Annotated in this window: 18 protein-coding genes; 11 read left to right on the plus strand and 7 right to left on the minus strand. The window is 65.7% G+C overall.

Going from position 1 to position 18,329, the window contains the following annotated elements:
* From AC1DJT_RS20655 to AC1DJT_RS20665, 3 genes are all read left to right on the plus strand, one after another.
* On the plus strand, nucleotides 1-109 hold a 109-nt coding region (locus AC1DJT_RS20655; protein ID WP_476834769.1), incomplete at its 5' end, for a DNA translocase FtsK.
* Between the two features lie 184 nt (nucleotides 110-293).
* Nucleotides 294-575, plus strand: coding sequence for a hypothetical protein (locus tag AC1DJT_RS20660; RefSeq protein ID WP_441507120.1), 282 nt, complete (start codon nucleotides 294-296; stop codon nucleotides 573-575).
* A 367-nt stretch (nucleotides 576-942) separates the two neighbouring features.
* Nucleotides 943-1,248, plus strand: a complete 306-nt coding sequence (locus tag AC1DJT_RS20665) for a hypothetical protein (RefSeq protein WP_441490823.1) — start codon at nucleotides 943-945, stop codon at nucleotides 1,246-1,248.
* A 113-nt stretch (nucleotides 1,249-1,361) separates the two neighbouring features.
* Here the strand turns inward: AC1DJT_RS20665 and AC1DJT_RS20670 are convergent, their stop codons facing one another.
* A complete protein-coding gene (locus AC1DJT_RS20670; RefSeq protein ID WP_476769271.1) occupies nucleotides 1,362-2,297 on the minus strand; it encodes a helix-turn-helix domain-containing protein in 936 nt (311 codons plus the stop codon).
* Nucleotides 2,298-2,449: 152 nt separating this feature from the next.
* On the opposite strand from AC1DJT_RS20670, the gene AC1DJT_RS20675 reads away from it, so the two are divergent.
* Complete coding sequence (locus AC1DJT_RS20675; protein ID WP_476834762.1) at nucleotides 2,450-3,388, plus strand: glycine reductase; 939 nt, start codon at nucleotides 2,450-2,452, stop codon at nucleotides 3,386-3,388.
* Nucleotides 3,389-3,535: 147 nt separating this feature from the next.
* Nucleotides 3,536-5,167: an AMP-binding protein gene (locus tag AC1DJT_RS20680; RefSeq protein WP_476834763.1), complete on the plus strand. Its 1,632-nt coding sequence runs from the start codon at nucleotides 3,536-3,538 to the stop codon at nucleotides 5,165-5,167.
* A 210-nt stretch (nucleotides 5,168-5,377) separates the two neighbouring features.
* Here AC1DJT_RS20680 and AC1DJT_RS20685 read toward each other — a convergent pair whose 3' ends face one another.
* The 3 genes from AC1DJT_RS20685 to AC1DJT_RS20695 form a co-directional block, all read right to left on the minus strand.
* Nucleotides 5,378-6,325, minus strand: coding sequence for a ring-cleaving dioxygenase (locus tag AC1DJT_RS20685; RefSeq protein WP_441507116.1), 948 nt, complete (start codon nucleotides 6,323-6,325; stop codon nucleotides 5,378-5,380).
* A gap of 251 nt (nucleotides 6,326-6,576) precedes the next feature.
* On the minus strand, nucleotides 6,577-7,332 hold the full coding sequence (locus AC1DJT_RS20690) for a metallophosphoesterase family protein (RefSeq protein ID WP_441490828.1): 756 nt from the start codon (nucleotides 7,330-7,332) through the stop codon (nucleotides 6,577-6,579).
* A gap of 72 nt (nucleotides 7,333-7,404) precedes the next feature.
* Complete coding sequence (locus tag AC1DJT_RS20695; RefSeq protein ID WP_476834764.1) at nucleotides 7,405-9,729, minus strand: bifunctional salicylyl-CoA 5-hydroxylase/oxidoreductase; 2,325 nt, start codon at nucleotides 9,727-9,729, stop codon at nucleotides 7,405-7,407.
* A 222-nt stretch (nucleotides 9,730-9,951) separates the two neighbouring features.
* Between AC1DJT_RS20695 and AC1DJT_RS20700 the strand changes: the two genes are divergently transcribed.
* Genes AC1DJT_RS20700 through AC1DJT_RS20725 form a run of 6 tightly spaced genes read left to right on the plus strand, consistent with a single transcriptional unit; the run spans nucleotide 9,952 to nucleotide 15,374 of the window.
* Nucleotides 9,952-10,707: an SDR family NAD(P)-dependent oxidoreductase gene (locus AC1DJT_RS20700; RefSeq protein ID WP_441507113.1), complete on the plus strand. Its 756-nt coding sequence runs from the start codon at nucleotides 9,952-9,954 to the stop codon at nucleotides 10,705-10,707.
* Nucleotides 10,708-10,711: 4 nt separating this feature from the next.
* Complete coding sequence (locus AC1DJT_RS20705; protein ID WP_441478049.1) at nucleotides 10,712-11,254, plus strand: MarR family winged helix-turn-helix transcriptional regulator; 543 nt, start codon at nucleotides 10,712-10,714, stop codon at nucleotides 11,252-11,254.
* Nucleotides 11,251-12,084, plus strand: a complete 834-nt coding sequence (locus AC1DJT_RS20710; protein ID WP_476834765.1) for an enoyl-CoA hydratase family protein — start codon at nucleotides 11,251-11,253, stop codon at nucleotides 12,082-12,084. The genes AC1DJT_RS20705 and AC1DJT_RS20710 overlap by 4 nt, the downstream gene beginning before the upstream one ends.
* Before the next feature lies 1 nt (nucleotide 12,085).
* Nucleotides 12,086-13,276 (plus strand): acyl-CoA dehydrogenase family protein, encoded by a 1,191-nt coding sequence (locus AC1DJT_RS20715; protein WP_476769274.1) that lies wholly within the window; start codon nucleotides 12,086-12,088, stop codon nucleotides 13,274-13,276.
* A gap of 1 nt (nucleotide 13,277) precedes the next feature.
* Nucleotides 13,278-14,921, plus strand: coding sequence for a benzoate-CoA ligase family protein (locus AC1DJT_RS20720; protein WP_476834766.1), 1,644 nt, complete (start codon nucleotides 13,278-13,280; stop codon nucleotides 14,919-14,921).
* A 45-nt stretch (nucleotides 14,922-14,966) separates the two neighbouring features.
* Nucleotides 14,967-15,374 carry a RidA family protein gene (locus AC1DJT_RS20725; protein ID WP_441490834.1) on the plus strand — a complete coding sequence of 136 codons (408 nt, stop codon included), beginning with the start codon at nucleotides 14,967-14,969 and terminating at the stop codon, nucleotides 15,372-15,374.
* 50 nt (nucleotides 15,375-15,424) lie between these two features.
* On the opposite strand, the gene cysN is transcribed toward AC1DJT_RS20725, so the two are convergent.
* The 3 genes from cysN to AC1DJT_RS20740 all read right to left on the minus strand — a co-directional run.
* Complete coding sequence (gene cysN, locus AC1DJT_RS20730; protein WP_476834767.1) at nucleotides 15,425-17,059, minus strand: sulfate adenylyltransferase subunit CysN; 1,635 nt, start codon at nucleotides 17,057-17,059, stop codon at nucleotides 15,425-15,427.
* A complete protein-coding gene (gene cysD / locus AC1DJT_RS20735; RefSeq protein ID WP_441507107.1) occupies nucleotides 17,059-17,961 on the minus strand; it encodes a sulfate adenylyltransferase subunit CysD in 903 nt (300 codons plus the stop codon). The genes cysN and cysD overlap by 1 nt, the downstream gene beginning before the upstream one ends.
* Nucleotides 17,958-18,329: phosphoadenosine phosphosulfate reductase domain-containing protein (locus tag AC1DJT_RS20740; RefSeq protein WP_476834768.1), on the minus strand; the 372-nt coding region annotated here is incomplete at its 5' end. The genes cysD and AC1DJT_RS20740, both read right to left, overlap by 4 nt.

Genomic DNA, 18,329 nt, shown 5'->3' on the forward strand with positions numbered 1-18,329 from the left:
CAACCGCGCCGCCTCGATCATGGAGCGCATGGAGAACGAGGGCATCGTCGGCCCCGCCAACCACGCCGGCAAGCGAGAAATCCTCGTCGAGGCCAGCGCGTCGCCTTGATCTCCATCTCCAGCGGGCGGAGACGTCGCTGCCGCGCTGGCAGCGACGTGCGTGACCGACCTCGTCTGCTGCCGGTTGGGAACGCAGACCCCTCGCCCGTTCGGCGCGGCAAGCGAAGACTGGTATGTTGCGCAACCGATGCGGTTACTATGCGGCCGTAGCTTCGCTCGCACCGGAGGCGACGATGAACCGAGCCGTTCTGTCATTGATGCTGATGTTGGCCGCGGATCTTGCGTTGGCTCAGCCCCGGCCCTCCACCGTCAACAGGCCCTGCAGTGCCAGCCGGCACGATGTCATTGCCAACGGCGCCATCGTGCTCGGTACCGGTGGCTACACCTATGACCGCTTCGTGCGCGACCGCAGTTTCTGCGAACTCGATGAATATGCCGATCCCGCCTGGGTTCCGAGCCGCGACACAGCGAGCTGCTTCGTCGGCTATCGCTGCAAGAGCGGGATGTATGACTAGGCAGGAGCGAAGTCCCCGCGCACGGCAAGGCCGCGCGCACCTTCGTCTTTCCCATCCCTTGCGCGGAAGACAGTCTGAGCGGCCGTTCCACGTCTGGGGCGAGCGGACATGCATCTCGGCCCGGCAACCCGCAACCCTACGACGCTGAAGCTGACATTAGGCTGACACGTCATGTCAGGTTTGCGAGCCGAATTGTCGGGTAAAACGGCGCCTGAGGTTCCCGCCAGGAGCCCGCTGAACTTCGCTGCGCAGACCTTTCCGAAGACGGACACGCGACGGGCATCACTCCAGCAATTGAAACCGGGGAGCTTCGTCAGGTGGCCGAACCTATCGTTKGGCGGAACTTGAGTGGAGGGAGGAACGCGTCATGGGATATGCAGTCGATCCTTACGGCCCGGCACGGAATACCGCTCTGCTTGCGAGCATCACCGCGCTGGAGGCAGCCGTGATCGTGATCCTCGGACAGGTGGCGCTGCTGGGAGCCGATTCCGTAGAAGAGGCCCATGTCACCCTCGCGGAACTCCGGGCCCATTGCGAGCAAGTGAGGGAGACCTTGCTGTCGATGGCGGTGCCGCGCAATGAAGCCGACTCGGTTATCTTCAGCACGAGCTTCACCAGAGAGCTCGACCACATCTTCGGGGCCATTCGGTTCCGCAAGGCGACATCGCAATGATATCGCAAAGCTCCTGAGGCAGATGCCATCGCGCGGGATCCCAAGCGGTGGCGACCTCTCCTTCCGAACGGGCGCCGCCGATGCCTGGCATGGCGCCCCCCGCGTCCCGGATCTCACTCCGGTTGAGCCAGAAGCGGCCTCATCGCTTCATTGATCCAGTGCCATTCGGAGCCGGCCGGGCCTCCTGCATCGTCGCCGCGCAAGATGGCGAGCAGTTGCTGATAGCGGATCGAACGGGCGTGGTGTTTCCGATACTGATCGAGATGCCAGTCCAGGAAAGCCCGATCGGGAGCGCGGTTCATTGCGCGGGCTGAGTCTTCAAGCCATTCCCGCGCGATCGCGGCACCGCTTGCGGAATCCGGTTTTGCGCTGTCGTCCATCGCGGCGCGAACCTTGGCGAGGGTCCGGTTCGCGGCTTCGGCATAGGCGGCGGGGTCGAACTCAGCGGTCGACATGGCCCCAGCATTCGCCCGCATCTCGGCCATGTAGCTTTCATCGGTGATGATCACCGTAAGCTCGGCCCAGGCATCGATCTGCGCGGGCGTCGGATCGTCCGGGAGCTCGGGTGTGCTGGCCTCGATCATCTGGCGCTTCCAGGCATCGTCCATCTGCGCGCCTCCGGCGACCTCGTCGTAGAAGCGCTCGACCAGCAGGCGGAACTGGGCATTGGAAAGGGTCGTCACGGTCCATAATCTCCTGAGATCGGTTTCGGTGGGGTCTGGCGACTTCAAGGTCGCGCGCAGGACGGCGGCGACACGGCGCTGCGAGGCGATCTCCGCCTCCAGCGCGCGAAGGCGCATGGTCAGAACGTCCGTCAGCGAAAGCCGCCTCGACAGGAACTTTCGGATGACTGCGAGGCCCAGCCCGATATCGCGCAGCGCCCGGATCAGATCGAGACGCGCGACATCCTCCGCGGAATACACACGGTAGTTGCTGAAAGTTCGCGTCGCCGGCGGCAGCAATCCGCTGTCCGAATAGAACCGAATCCGCCTGACCGAGACGCCGCTGAGCTTTCCAAGCTCGCCAATCGTGTGCCGTTCTTCCTTCATGGCGTCGTCCTAGGGTCTCCACCGGATGGAGGGTCAAGCGCTGCCGGAACTGGCGGCCGACCAATTCCGGGTATCCGCGCATTGCAGCGCCTCGCGACGCTGCTCTACCGTGCGGCYCATGCCGCGCCGCGGCAGGAACAGGAGCGCCCGCGATGGTCGGCGAACGCAGCGACATATTTGGGTTTGCGCCCGCCCATGATGCGCCGATCCCCTATCTTCAGCGCGTTAGCACCTACTATCAGGCGCTGGGATATGGTCAGCCCTACGCATGGGCGCATTACGCCGCGGTGCCGTTTCAGGCTTTGGCGAGGCCTCTTTCTGAGTGCCGGGTGACGATCATCACGACGGCTGCCCCCTACCAACCGGACAAGGGCGATCAGGGGCCGGGAGCGCCCTACAACGCTGCAGCCAAGTTCTATTCCGTCTATTCCGCCGATAGCGGCGAGGAGCACGACCTGCGCATCGCCCATGTCGCGATCGACCGCACGCATACGACCGCCGAAGATCTCGGGAGCTATTTCCCGCTGGCCGCATTGCGCCAGGCGGCGATCTCAGGGCGGCTCGGCTCGATTGCACCGCGCTTCCATGGCTTGCCGACCAATCGCAGCCACCGCGTGACGCTCGAGGTCGATTGCCCGGAGATCGTCGCCMGCTGCAGGGCGGATGCGGTCGATGCAGCGATTCTGGTGCCGAATTGCCCCGTCTGCCATCAGAGCGTCAGTCTCGCCGCCAGGGCGCTGGAGGAGAATGGCATCGCGACCGTTGTCATGGGTTGCGCCAAGKACATCGTCGAATATGTCGGTGTGCCGCGCTTCCTGTTTTCGGATTTTCCGCTCGGCAATTCCGCGGGGCGACCGAACGACCGCAGCTCCCAGGACGTCACGCTCGATCTGGCTCTGGCCACCCTGGAGCGGGCACCGGCGCCACGGACCACGGTGCAGTCCCCCTTGATCTGGAGTTCCACCCCGGACTGGAAGTTGCACTATTGCAATATCGAACGTCTTTCGCCCGATGAGATCCGGCAGCGACGGGCCGCCTTCGACATACAGAAGGAGACCGCCAGGGCAATCCGTGAACAGGCGCCGGGTTGAAGCCTCCGCTCTGGCGTGAAGCAGCGGCAACGCCGCAGAGCGCCGCTCGCAATTGACGATACCGCCGGATCTGCCGCAGGCTTTCGCCAGAAATCGCCGCCCTGCCCCTGGGCCGGATCAGAGCGATGCCTTGGAGGAGCGCGGCTGATGACGGTTGGCAAGGATTTGGCAGATGCCGCGAACGTGCCCGGGAGCGACGCGTGCGTGCTGCGCCACATGCTCGAGCGCCAGGCCAGGACAAATCCGGATCGGCGCTTCGTCCAGTTCTGGCCCGGCGCGACCTGGAGCTATGGCGAAACGCTGCGACAGGTGCGTTTGCACGCTGCCGCCCTTGCCGCGGCCGGCGTGAAGCAGGGCGACCATGTGCTGTGCTGGATGGGCAATGGCCCCGACCTGCTGGCGACCTGGTTCGCGATCAACTTTCTCGGCGCCGTCTATGTCCCGCTGAACACTGCCGCGCGCGGCCGCCCGCTSGAATATGTGCTCGACGATGCTGACGCGGCGTTGATGGTCGGCCATCGGGCGCTGGTACCAAGGTTGGCGGAGGTCAATCCYGGCAAGCTGCGGCAGGTTCTGCTGGTCGGCGAGAGCGAGCAACGGGAGCCGCAGCTCGCAGGCGTCACCGTCGCCCCGTTCGAGCTCCCCGCCGTGGTTGCGGACGATACCCTGGCGCTGGAGCGTGCGATCGAGCCCTGGGACACCCAGGCGATCATGTACACCTCCGGCACGACCGGCAATGCCAAGGGCGTGGTGTCGTCCTATGTCCAGCTCTACACGATGGGGCCTGACGCATTCGACTGCATCGGCCCCGAGGATTGCTGCCTGGTCTGCGGCCCGATCTTCCATTGCGGCTCGACGCTCTATGTCTATGCGATGCTCGCCTGCGGCGGATCGATCGGCATGGTCCGCGAGTTCCGCACCGCCGATTTCTGGGATGCCGTTCGCGGTACCGGCAGCACTCTGGYCTTGCTGCTCGGCGTCATGGCGACGTTCCTGCTGAAGCAGCCGGCCAGTGCGTCCKACCGGGAACACCCCCTGAAGAAGGCCTTCATCGTGCCCTTCGGCGAGGACGCCGTCTCGTTCCGCGAGCGCTTCGGCGTCGATCTGCACACCGTCTACAACATGACGGAGATAGCCAGTCCGCTCAGTGCCGGCCCCGGCATTTCAGAGCAAGGCCTGGCAGGCTTGCCGCGACCCTGGTTCGAATTGCGGGTCGCTGATGCTCATGACTGCGAAATGCCAAGGGGCGAGGTCGGCGAATTGCTGGTTCGCTCGCACCGGCCGTGGGCGCTGATGAAAGGCTACTATGGGAATGCCGAGGCGACGGTCGCGGCKATGCGCAATGGCTGGTTCCACACTGGCGACGCCTTTCGCCAGATGCCGGATGGGCGCTTCTTCTTCGTCGACCGGCTCAAGGACGTGATCCGCCGGCGTGGCGAGAACATTTCCTCCTTTGAACTGGAGAGCGAGATCCTGGCCCATCCCGGGGTTCGCGAGGCGGTTGCCGTCGCGGTGCCGAGCGAGCATGGCGAGGATGAGGTCCTGGCCGTCGTCACCCCGATTGCAGGCGGCGCACTCGACCAGACCGAGCTTGTGAGCTTCCTGGCGGAGCRCATCGCGCATTACATGGTGCCGCGCTTCATCCGCATCGTAGACGAACTTCCAAAGACGGCGAGTGGCAAGCTGCAGAAGCATGTTCTGCGCAGCGAAGGCGTCACGGCCGATACMTTCGACCGTGACGCCGCCGGGATCCGCATCAGAGCCGAGCGGCTCGGCTGAGCCGCTCGGTGCGTTGGATCATCGGACCGGATACCGATCCGATGATCTCGCCTTTCGTGTGGGCACCGCTTGCCCGAGAACCACAATCCAGTCTCGGGCCGATGCCTCCAGTTCATCGGACCKGATATCGTATCCAGTCCGATGATCTAACCCGTTGTCTTTGCATCGGCTTTGCCCCGAAAACCGCAATCCACTTTTCGGGCCGATGCTTTAGAGCGGCTTCAGATTGGCCTCGATCTGCCGGCGCTTCGGTTCCAGGAACGGCGGCAGCGCGAGCTTTTCGCCCATCGTTTCGGCCGGCTCATCGGTTGCGAAGCCGGGACCATCGCTGGCGATCTCGATCAGGATTCCATTTGGCTCACGCAGATAGAGCGAACGGAAATAGAAGCGATCGACCGGTCCGCTATTGGGATAGCCGGTCGCGCGCAGGCGCTCCGCCCACTCATCGTACTCGCCGAAGGTCGGCGTCCGCAGCGCGAGATGGTGGACACCGCCCGCCCCTTCGCGTGCCTGCGGCAGGTCGGGCTCGACCGCGACATGCAGCTCCGCCGCCGGCCCGCCATCGCCGACCTTGAAGACGTGGATGTCGCCGGTCGCATGAGCCGCGTCGCGATAGTCCGCAATGCGCTCGAGGCCGAGCAGCTTGCCCAGCACGAGCTCGGTCCGCTCCAGCTTCGGCACGGAAATCGTCACCGGGCCGAGGCCACGGATCTGATGTTCTGTCGGCACGGAACTCCTGTCCCAGGCCACGAAGGGAATCGCACCGCCATCGGCGATCAGCGTCAGGCGCTGGCCTTCCGGATCCTCGAAATCAATCGCGGCGCGGCCATTGATGGCGCGGATATCCGAAACCGCGACGCCAGCCGCCGTCAGCCGCTCGCGCCACCAGTCCAGCGACGTCTCGTCACCGACGCGCAGGGCGGTGCGGGTAATCGAATGGGTGCCGCGCTTGGCCGGAGGAGCCGGCCAGTCGAAAAAGGTCAGATCGGTGCCGGGCGAGCCGGCGCCGTCGGCGTAGAACAGATGATAGGCCGAGGTGTCGTCCTGATTGACCGTTTTCTTGACCATGCGCATGCCGAGCGTCTCGACATAGAAGCGCCGGTTCTGCGGCGCGTTGGCCGAGATTGCGGTGACGTGATGGATGCCCGTGAGCTTCATAGGTGACCTCCTGATCGCTTCCTTGGCCCGTTGGCCAGTGTTCGCAGCAGAGATAACCGCTTTCGAATGCAACAACAGATCACGTGTTGCCACGACGACGTTGCGAAAATGCAATGATCTGGACTCTGCCTGTCCCTGTGAGTGGGTCAGGCGGGTTGCCCCGTCATTCCCACGATACAGGTCCGGCACGAGCCGGGGCCATTGGTTCTCGAACGAATGGTGGCCGGCGAGGTTCCGGGTTGCGATCCGGCTCAGCCCGTCGTCAGGATTCGCCGGCCGGTGCCTTCGAGCACCACGCAGGTTAGCTGCCCCGTTTCATAGGCGCGTGTGTCGATACCGATCCGGTTCGGGCGGATGACGGGCGCAGTCGTCGGCGTATGCCCGTGAACCACGACGAAACCGAAATCCTCTTCGCTGTCGAGAAATTCGTGCCGGATCCAGAGCATGTCTTGCTCGGATTGCTCGCCGAGCGGAATGCCCGGGCGGATGCCGGCATGCACGAAGAGATAGTCACCGCAGCGCCAGTTCAGGGGCGCCTGCGCGATGAATGCGGCGTGGTCGGCCGGTTGCGCTGCGAAGAAACGCTGCACGATCTGACGGCACGCCAGATCTTCCTCGACCTCGTCGAACTCGGCCACGTCGATGCCGTAGGATGCCAGCGTCTCGACGCCGCCAAACCGGCACCAGCGCAACACGAGATCGGGCGCATGGCGAATGCCGAGCGTGTAGTCCTCATGATTGCCGCGCAGCGTGACGAGCTCACGTTCACGCCGCTTGTCGATGAGATGAGCGATCACGCCAGAGGAGTCGGGACCGCGGTCGATATAGTCGCCAAGCATGACCTGGATGACGCGCTTGCCTGAGGCTGAACGGGCATCCGCTTCGATCTGGGCCTCGATCTCGCGCAGCAGATCGAGGCGGCCATGGACGTCGCCCACCGCATAGATGCGCAGGCCGTCAGGTATTGCCGGCTGGCGGCCGGCGAGCGGCGGGTTGGCGGCATCCATGGGCTTGGCTCCGGCGGTATCTGATCGCCGGGCCTTGTCGCCCGTCGTTTCGCGCGCGGCAAGGGCGAATGGCTAATGTGCGTCCGCGTGCCGCCCCGGCTTGGCMTTGAGCTTGAGCTCGGTCAGATCCTCGCGCTCGCGCGGCGTGTTGCGCATGAGCTGGTCCTTGCCGGGCTGGTACTGCACGGGTTGCGGGGTATCGACGCCATACCAGGCCGCAGCGCGCAGCACGAAGGACGGGTCCGCCAGATGCGGGCGCCCGAGCGCCACGAGATCGGCGCGACCGGAGGCAATGATCGTGTTCACCTGATCGGCCGTCGTGATGTTGCCGACGCACATGGTGGCGATGCGCGCCTCGTTGCGGATGCGGTCGGAATACGGCGTCTGGAACATGCGGCCATAAATCGGCCGGCTGTCATTGACGGTCTGCCCGGTGGAAACATCGACGAGGTCACAGCCTTCCCCGGCAAAGGCGGCCGCAATGGCGACGGAATCCTCAGGCGACAGGCCGCCTTCCTTCCAGTCCGTCGCCGAAATACGAACGGACATCGGCTTCTCCCGCGGCCAGGCCTCGCGCAGCGCCCGAAACACCTCGAGCGGGTAGCGCAGGCGGTTCTCGAGCGAGCCGCCATAGGCGTCCGTCCTGTGGTTCGTCAGCGGCGAGAGGAAGCTCGCCAGCAGATAGCCATGGGCGCAGTGCAGCTCCAACATGTCGAAGCCTGCCCGCTCGCCGCGCTCGGCCGCGGCGACGAACTCGGAGCGCACGCGATCCATGTCGGCGCGCGTCATCTCGCGCGGCACCTGGCTCTCGGGATAATAGGGCAGAGGCGAGGCCGAGATGATCGGCCAGGCCCCTGCGGGAAGCGGCCGGTCCATCCCTTCCCACATCAGCCTGGTCGCGCCCTTGCGGCCGGCATGCCCGAGCTGAAGGCAAAACTTCGCGGCCGAGTTCGCGTGAACGAAGTCGACGATGCGTGTCCAGGCCGCCTCCTGCTCGTCGCTGTAGAGACCGGTGCAACCGGGCGTGATGCGGGCGTCGGGGGCGACGCAGGTCATCTCGCTAACGATCAAGCCCGGACCGCCGATGGCCCGCGAGCCGTAATGCATCAGGTGCCAGTCCGTCGGCAGGCCCTCTAGCGCAGAATACTGGCACATGGGCGAGAGCACCATGCGATTCTCGACCTGCATCTCGCGGAGCCGGAATGGCTGGAATGCGGGTGCCACGGGGGAGCCGTCGCGCTTGCGCCGCGCTGCAGGGCCGACTTCGTCAGCCACCAGCGTGTCGATGGCAGCGGCGAAGGCGGGCGCGCGCAGAGCGAGATTGTCATAGGTGATCGCCTTCGAGCGCGTCATCAGACCGAAGGCAAAGCGCAACGGATCGAAATCCCAGAAGYGACGCAGTTGCTCGAACCAGACCAGCGAGACATCCGCCGCGTGCTGCGTCTTCTCGACCTCTTCGCGCCGGGTCCGTTCGTAGAGCGACAGGGCGGTGGAGACGTCGAGCTTCGCCTTGCCGAAGGCACKATGCAGCGCAATCGCGTCCTCCATTGCCAGCTTGGTGCCGGAGCCGATCGAGAAATGCGCCGTCGCCTTGGCGTCTCCGATCAGCACGACATTGTCCGAGACCCAGTTCTCGCAGCGGATCATCGGGAAATTGCGCCAGAGCGAGCGATTGGTGATCAGCCGGTGACCTTGCAGCTCCTCCGCGAAGACGCCTTCGAGGAAGGCGGCCGAGGCGGCTTCGTCCATGCCCTCCAGGCCAGCCTTCGCAAAGGTCTCGGGGTCCGTCTCCAGCACCCATGTCGAGCGCCCGGCCTCGTACTGGTAGCAATGGGCAATGAAGAGCCCGTGCTCGGTTTCCTTGAAGAAGAAGGTGAAGGCGTCGAAGGGCCGGGTCGAGCCCATCCAGGTGAACTTGTTCGGCCTGAGATCGACCTGTGGCCGGAAGCGTTCCCGCCAGCCTTCGCGGATGCGGCTGTTGATGCCGTCGGCCGCGACCACGAGATCGAAATTGCGCTTCAGCGCTTCGATATCATCGGCTTCCGTTCCGAATTTCAGCGTGACGCCGAGTTCTCGGCAGCGCTCCTGCACCAGCATCAGCAGCGAGCGGCGCGAGCAGCCGCAAAAGCCGTTGCCGGAGACACGATGGAGCGTGTCCTTGAAGCGGATCTCGATATCGTCCCAGTAGGCGAAATTGTCGACGATCGCGCCGTAGCTTTCGGGGTCGGCCGCCTTGAAGGTATCGAGCGTCTGGTCGGAAAAGACGACGCCGAATCCGAACGTGTCGTCAGGCTGGTTGCGCTCGAAGACCGTGACGTCCAGCGCCGGCCAGTCACGTTTCATCAGCAGCGCGAAATAGAGTCCGGCAGGACCGCCCCCGACGACCGCAATGCGCATCACCCATCCTCCCCGGCTGTGACGGATATTATTTTAAGCCTGAAATATTTTTTCCTCAAGGGGGATCGCCGTGGCTTCCGCGCGGAAGGCGGGAGCATGTCCAATCCTATACGTATCCGGCGATTGCGGCGCGCAATTCACGATCATGCGCTCGTTCCAAGCCTCGCTTGCAAATTGCTTCAGACCTAAAATATATTGCTCGGCATGAGGAGGCTCGGCGTCATGGACCTGGCGGGACGACATGCTCTGGTGACGGGCGGCGGGCGTGGCATCGGCCGGGCTGTTGCCGGCGCTCTCAAGGCGGCCGGTGCGCATGTCTCGATCATCGGCCGCAGCGCGGCGACCCTGCAGAGCGCCATTGCCGAGGGCGATGCCGACAGCTTCGCGCTCGCCGATGTCACCAATGAGGCAGCCGTCGCGGCGGCGATCGGGACTCTCTCCAGAGAACGGCCGCTGGATATCGTCGTTGCCAATGCAGGCGGCGTCGAGACCGGGCCGTTCCTGAAAAGCGACGCCGAGCGTTTCCGGCGGATGTTCGAGTTGAACCTGATCGGCACGGTCAATGCCTTCCGGGCGGCCCTGCCCGGCATGACCGAGCGCCGCGAGGGGCGGCTGATCGCGATCGCCTCTACCGCCGGGCACCGGGGCTATCCCTATGTCTCGGCCTATGTCGCGGCCAAGCATGCGGTCATCGGGCTGACACGCTCGCTGGCGCTGGAGGCCGCCCGATCCGGCGTCACGGTGAATGCGATCTGCCCCGGCTATACCGATACCGGCATGGTGGCAGACAGCATCGAGGCGATCACAGCCAAAACCGGAAAGCCGGGCGAGCAGGCGCTGGCGGAGCTGGTCAAGGGCAACCCCCAGGGCCGGCTGATCGCTCCGGAAGAGGTCGCGGCAGCCGTGCTCTACCTCTGCGGTCCCTCCAGTGCCGGGATTACCGGCCAGTCGATCCTGATCAATGGCGGGGAGTTCTAGAGCGATGGAAACACCCTCCCCCGGCCTCATTCTCGACCGTGAGACCAAGGCAAGCGAGCGTCCCGGCGATCACAAGGACGAGCTCAGGCTCTGGCTCAGGATGCTGACCTGCTCGACCCTGATCGAGACCGAGATCCGCAATCGCCTGCGCGAGGAATTCAAGACGACGCTGCCGCGCTTCGACCTGATGGCGCAGCTCGACAAATCGACGACGGGCATGACGGTCGGCGAGGTCTCGCAGCGACTGATGGTGTCGAACGGCAATGTCACCGCCGTCGTMGCCGGCCTGCTGGCCGACGGGTTGGTCGACAAGCGCCCGGCCGCTCAGGATCGGCGCGTCCAGGTGCTGACGCTGACGGCGCAGGGCCGCAAGAGTTTTCGCGCCATGGCGGAGCGGCATGAAGGCTGGATCGCCGAGCTCTTCGCCGGCCTCGACCAGCCCGAGATCGTCCAGCTCTTCCGCCTGCTCGGACAGACCAAGGCCTCTCTGCACCAGGCCATCAAGCGCCGCGCCGATGAAGCGGCGGGCCGGGGAGAGAACGCATGAGCATCGCCAACGCCACCATCTTGCCGCTCGCCGGTTTCAAGCCGGCGCATTTCGGTTTAGGCGTTGCCGGCAAGGTCGCGACAGTGACGCTGAACCGGCCGGACAAGAAGAACCCGCTTACCTTCGAGAGCTACCGCGAGCTCACCGATTTCTTCCTCGCCGCGCAGAAGGAGGAAGAGGTCAAGGCGATCGTGATCACCGGAGCCGGCGGTAATTTCTCCTCCGGCGGCGACGTCTTCGAGATCATCGGACCGCTGGTCGCGATGGACACCAAGGATCTGCTCAAGTTCACCCGCATGACCGGAGATCTGGTCAAGGCGATACGCGGCTGCCCGCAGCCGGTGATCGCGGCAATCGACGGCATCTGCGCCGGCGCGGGTGCGATCATGGCGATGGCCTCGGATATCCGCTTCGGCACGCCCGAGACCAAGATCGCCTTCCTGTTCAACCGCGTCGGCCTTGCCGGCTGCGACATGGGCGCCTGCGCGATGCTGCCGCGCATCATCGGCCAGGGCCGCGCGGCTGAGCTGCTCTATACCGGCCGTGTGCTCAAGGGCGAGGAAGCCGAGCGCTGGGGCTTCCTCAACCGGCTCGTCGGCAAGGAAGCGATGCTCGGCGAGGCGCAGGCGCTCGCCGGCGAATTGGCGGACGGGCCGACCTTCGCCAACGCGATGACCAAGCGCATGCTCGAGATGGAGTGGGCGATGTCGGTCGAGGCGGCGATCGAGGCCGAAGCCGTGGCGCAKGCGCTCTGCATGCAGACCGAGGATTTCGCCCGCGCCTATCACGCCTTCGCCGCCAAGCAGAAGCCGGTCTTCGAGGGGAACTGAGATGATCGGGACCGGCATTCTCGGCGATACGCTCGACTGGCCGTTCTTCGAGGATCGTCATCGCGCCTTTGCCAGGGATCTCGCAGAGTGGGCCGATGCCACTCTGCCCGGCCTGCCCCATGACGATGTCGATGCCGCCTGCCGGGCGCGGGTGAAGGCGCTTGGCGAGGCCGGCTTTCTGAGAGCGGTCGTGCCGGCAGCGTATGGCGGGCTCGGCGAGGCGCTGGATGTTCGCACGCTTTGCCTCTCCCGCGAGATTCTTGCTGCACGTGACGGACTCGCGGATTTCGCCTTCGCCATGCAGGGGCTTGGCACCGGTTCGATCTCCCTTGCCGGTTCGGAGGTTATGAAAGCCCGCATCCTGCCAGGCATCCGCGACGGCAGGCGCATTGCAGCCTTTGCCCTCTCCGAGAAGGAAGCAGGCTCGGATGTCGCCGCCATGGCGACGACGGCCGCGCCCGACGGCAACGGCCATGTCCGCATCGACGGCGAGAAGACCTGGATCTCGAATGGCGGCATCGCGGACCACTATGTCGTCTTCGTACGGACGGGCGAGGCGCCCGGCGCGCGCGGTCTCTCGGCCTTCCTGGTCGAGGCCGATACGCCCGGCCTGAGTATCGCAGAGCGCATCGATGTGATTGCGCCGCACCCGCTCGCCACGCTCCGCTTCGATTCCTGCCGTGTCCCGGTCGGCAACCGGATCGGAGGGCCCGGCGACGGATTCAAGGTCGCGATGGCGACGCTCGACATCTTTCGCTCGACGGTTGGTGCCGCGGCGCTCGGCTTCGCCCGGCGCGCGCTGCACGAGACCGTGTCGCACGCCAATGGCAGGAAGCTCTTTGGCGGAACGCTCGGCGATCTCCAACTCTCRCAGGCCGCGATCGCGGACAGCGCGGCCGAGGTCGATGCCGCAGCCCTGCTGGTCTATCGGGCGGCCTGGACGAAGGACAAGGGTGCGCCGCGCGTCACGCGCGAAGCTGCGCTCGCCAAGCTCGTCGCAACCGAGAACGCCCAGCGCGTGATCGACCGCGCCGTCCAGATCCATGGCGGGCTCGGCGTGACCAGGGGCGTCAAGGTCGAGGAGCTCTATCGCGAGATCAGGGCGCTCAGAATCTATGAGGGCGCCAGCGAGGTTCAGAAGGTCGTCATCGCGCGCGATCTCCTGAAGGCGCATGCCATGAGCGGAGGCTGAGATGGCGCAGGCGGAGTTCGTGCGGTCAGGACATCTGGACAGTTTCGCGCGGGACAATCTGCCACCGCGCGACAGCTGGCCCGACCTCAAGGTCACAGATGCCGGCCTCGCCTATCCCGAGCGGCTCAATGTCGCGACCGAACTGCTCGATCGTCATGTCAGCGAGGGGCATGGCGAACGCATCGCCATCATCTCGGACCGCGAGGTCTGGACCTACGCCGAACTCGCCCAGCGCGTGAACCGCATCGCCAATGTGCTGACCCGCGATCTCGGGATGCGGCCGGGCAACCGTGTGCTGCTGCGGGCCGCCAATACGCCGATGATGGTCGCGGCCTATCTCGCCGTGCTGAAGGCGGGCGGCGTCGCGGTCGCGACCATGCCGATGCTGCGCGCCGGCGAACTCGCCTACCCCATCCGCAAGGCGAAGATCACATTGGCCCTGTGCGATCACCGCCTGATCGATGATCTCCGGACCGCCCAGACACAGACACCCGAACTCCCGCGCATCGTGACCTGGGGCGGAGGCACGCCGACCGATCTCGAAGCGCTAATGGCGCGCGCGGGCTATGAGAACGCCACCGCCGCCGATACCGCCCGCGATGATGTCTGCCTGATCGGCTTCACGTCGGGCACCACTGGCGAGCCGAAGGGCACCATGCATTTCCACCAGGATCTGCTCGCCATTTGCGACACCTATGGAGCGCGCGTGCTGAAGGCGGCACCGGAAKACCGCTTCATCGGCTCGCCGCCGCTCGCCTTCACCTTCGGGCTCGGCGGACTCGTGCTGTTCCCGATGCGGATCGGTGCCGCGATGGTGCTGCCCGACAAGGCCGCCCCCGCCGATCTCGTCACAGCAATCGAGCGCCACAAGGCGAGCGTCTGCTTCACGGCGCCGACGGCCTATCGCGCCATGCTCGACAAGCTCGACGGCCGCGATATCTCTTCCCTGCGCATCTGCGTCTCGGCCGGGGAATCCCTGCCCAAGGCGACCTTCGAAGCCTGGCTGAAGCGGACGGGGCTGCCGCTGATGGACGGCATCGGCGCCACCGAAATGCTGCATATCTTCATTTCCGCGCCGCGCGAGGCGATAAGGCCGGGCGCCACCGGCCTGCCCGTGCCAGGCTACGAGGCGCGGATCGTCGACGAGGCCGGCAATCCCCTGCCCGATGGCACGCCCGGACGCCTCGCCGTGCGCGGACCGACCGGCTGCCGCTATCTCGCCGATCCCAGGCAGGCGAAATATGCGCAGGACGGCTGGAACATCACCGGCGATACCTATCTGCGCGATGCGGACGGCTATTTCTGGTACCAGGCCCGTTCGGACGACATGATCATCTCTGCCGGCTACAACATTGCCGGGCCGGAGGTCGAAGCCTGCCTGCTCGCCCATCCCGATGTCGCCGAGTGCGGCGTGGTGGGCGCGCCCTGTCCGGACCGCGGCCAGATCGTCAAGGCCTATGTCGTGCTGCGCGAGGGCATTCGCGGCGATACGGCCCTGGCCAAGGCATTGCAGGAGCATGTGAAGGCGGGTATCGCGCCCTATAAATACCCGCGCGCCATCGCGTTCGTTCCGGCTCTGCCGAAGACGCCGACCGGCAAGCTCCAGCGTTTCGCACTGCGTCAGTTGGCGCTCACCGAGACCTGATTCCCCCAAGAACAGGCCGAAACGGCCGAAGACCGAGGCTCCGCCATGTCGAACCTTCCAGCATCACGCGCAATCCTGCCCGAGGGCTGGCCGGTGCCGCGCGGCTATGCCAACGGCATGGTCGCCGAAGGCCGTGTGATCGTGACCGGTGGCCTCGTCGGCTGGAACGAGCACGGCGTCTTCGCCGAGGGGTTTCTGCCGCAGCTCCGTCAGACCCTCGCCAATATCAAGGCTGTGGTCGAGGCCGGCGGCGGTCGCATCGAGGATATCGTGCGGCTGACCTGGTATGTCACGGACATCGAGGCCTATCGCGCCAGCCTGAAGGATATGGGGCCGATCTATCGCGAGACCCTGGGCCGGCATTTTCCGGCGATGGCGGTCGTTCAGGTCGTCGCGCTGGTCGAGCCGCAGGCGCTGATCGAGATCGAGGCGACGGCGGTGGTCGCGGGCTGAGGACGCCGCGACCCACGCCATCGTGCATCCGGCGAAACGATCTCGATCGATCAGATGCCGGCGCCGTCCTGAAGCGCGGCTGATGGGTGCCTCTGCCACAGCCGGGCGTGAAGGCCGCGCAAGGTCGGGCGCAGGGCGAAGTCGCCGAGCGCGAGGACACCCGAGACGCCGGGCCGGCCGGTCAGTGCAAGGGCTGCTCCGAACAGTCCTGCCGTGCTGAGCAGGCGCCAACTCACGGCGCTCCACCAGAGCCGCCGATCCGGCGTGCCGGGAGCGCCGATCAGGCGGTTGCGCGCCTGTCGCAGGCGGTCGGCCGTACAGAGCGCCTCCGCCGGGTTCAGGCTTCGTCCCGCGCCCGGCTCGGCGACCACGAAACCAAAGGCGACCGTTTCGTTGCTGATCCGATCGATCAGGATAAAGCCGCCGAGATCCCGGCTCTCCTGATAGGGCAAGGTGGCCAGCGGCCGGTCGAGCCGCAGCGTCACCAGGCCGATCCCGTTCATGCGCAGGACCTGCGCCGGCACCGGCTTGAAGCCCTCGATGTCGATGCTGTGATCCAGCGCGCCGATCGTGGCGTTCACGGCCTGGGTCGCGAGCTTCAGCACGAACTGACCGCCCTCCAGCATGGCGCGCTCGCCAGTCCAGAGCAGCCGCGCCCGGAGCTCGCGCCGGACGGGAACCGGGCTCGCCGCGGAAGCGATGACGTCGCCGCGCGAAATGTCGACCTCGTCAGCCAGGGTCAGGGTGACGGCCTGCCCCGCCGCCGCGTTGCTGGCTTCGCCTGACGGGGTAATCAGCCGCGCGATCGTGCTGCTGCGCCCGGACGGCAGCACCGTGACGGCATCGCCGACGCGGGCACGGCCGCGGGCCGCTGTGCCGGCATAGCCACGGAAATCCAGATCGGGCCGGTTCACCCATTGCACGGGCAGGACGAAGCCGGCCTCGTCGCGCGTCTCCTGTTCGACGACGATGGCCTCCAGCAGAGGCAGCAGCGCCGGTCCCTTATGCCAGGGCATCGTGGTTGAGGGGCGCATCACATTCTCGCCGTCCCGCGCCGAAACCGGGATGATGTCGATCGACCTGAAGCCGAGGTTCTTCACGGCCGCGCGATAATCCGCAGCGATCCGGTCGAAGATTGCMTCGTCGTAACCGACGAGGTCCATCTTGTTGATCGCAACCACGACGTGGCGGACGCCGACCAGCGAGACGATGAAGGAGTGGCGCCGCGTCTGCGGCAGCAGGCCTTTGCGGGCGTCGATCAGGATGATGGCGAGATCGGCGGTCGAGGCGCCGGTCGCCATGTTGCGGGTATATTGCTCGTGGCCCGGCGTATCGGCGACGATGAAGCTGCGCTTCTCCGTCGCGAAATAGCGATATGCGACATCGATGGTGATGCCCTGCTCGCGCTCGGCCGAGAGMCCGTCGACSAGMAGYGCGAARTCGGGCKCYGCRCCTTGCGTGCCGAATTTGCGGGAATCGSYGTCGAGSGCGYYGAGCTGGTCGTCGAAGACCGCGCCGGCCTCATAGAGCACGCGTCCGATCAGCGTCGACTTGCCGTCATCGACCGAGCCGCAGGTGATGAAGCGCAGCAGCGAATGCTGGGCGGTTTCGCTCAGTCCGGAGGAATCGTTCGCAGGGAGTGGAGCCGTGGCGCCCGGGCGCTTCTTCTCGGCGGCGACAGCCATCAGAAGTACCCTTCCTGCTTCTTCTGTTCCATCGAGCCGGCGCCGTCATGGTCGATGACACGGCCCTGGCGCTCGGAGGCGCGCGATGAGCGCATCTCGGCGATGATGTCGGTGAGGCTTGCGGCTTCGCTCTCGACTGCGCCGGTCAGCGGGTAGCAGCCGAGCGTCCGGAAGCGGACCATGCGGGTCTCGACGACCTCTCCGAGCGCGAGTTCCATGCGGTCGTCGTCGCGCATGATCCAGGCTCCGTCGCGGTGCACGACCGGACGCGGGGCAGCGAAGTAGAGCGGTACGACCGGTATGTTCTCGAGTGCGATGTAGTCCCAGACATCGCGCTCGGTCCAATTGGAGAGCGGGAAGACGCGAAAGCTCTCGCCCTTGTGCTTGCGGGTGTTGAAGAGCTGCCAGGGCTCCGGGCGCTGGTTCTTCGGATCCCAGCGATGCTCGGCGCTGCGCAGCGAGAAGATCCTCTCCTTGGCGCGGCTCTTCTCCTCGTCGCGCCGCGCGCCGCCGAAGGCGACATCGAACTTGTGCAGGTCGAGTGCCTGCTTCAGCCCTTGCGTCTTCATCACGTCGGTATGGACGCGCGAGCCTGAGGCGAAGGGCCCGATGCCGGCCCTGACCCCGTCCTGGTTGACATGGACGATCAGATCGAGCCCGAGCCGCTCCGCCGTCTCGTTCCGGAAGGAGATCATCTCACGGAACTTCCAGGTCGTATCGACATGGAGCAACGGGAATGGCGGCTTCGCCGGATAGAACGCCTTCAGGGCGAGATGCAGCAGAACGGCGGAATCCTTGCCGATCGAATAGAGCAGCACCGGCTTGTCGCAGGTCGCCACAACCTCGCGAATGATGAAGATCGCCTCGGCTTCGAGCTTCTGCAGATGGCTGAGCTGGATCATGGTCGCGCCTCCGCCGCAGTGGCAGCCTTGGCCCGGACCAGATTCCCGTCCGGCCCGACATGCAGGCCGCATTCCTTGGCCGCGTCGTCTTCCCACCACCAGCGCCCGGCCCGCTCCGGCTCGCCCKGCGCGATCGCACGAGTGCAGGGCTGGCAGCCGATCGAGATAAAGCCTTTGTCGTGCAAAGGATTGAGCGGGATTCCTTCAGCCTTGGAGAAACTCAGCGCGACCTCGCGCGACCAGTCGAGCAAGGGGTTGAACTTGATCAGGCTGCGCTCCGTTTCGGCCTCCGCGAGCGCGACGCCGCCGCGCGCGGCCGACTGGTCGGAGCGCAAGCCGGTGATCCAGATCTCCGCCCCGTCCAGGGC

Source organism: Allobosea sp. 05T422_2 (assembly GCF_056396265.1).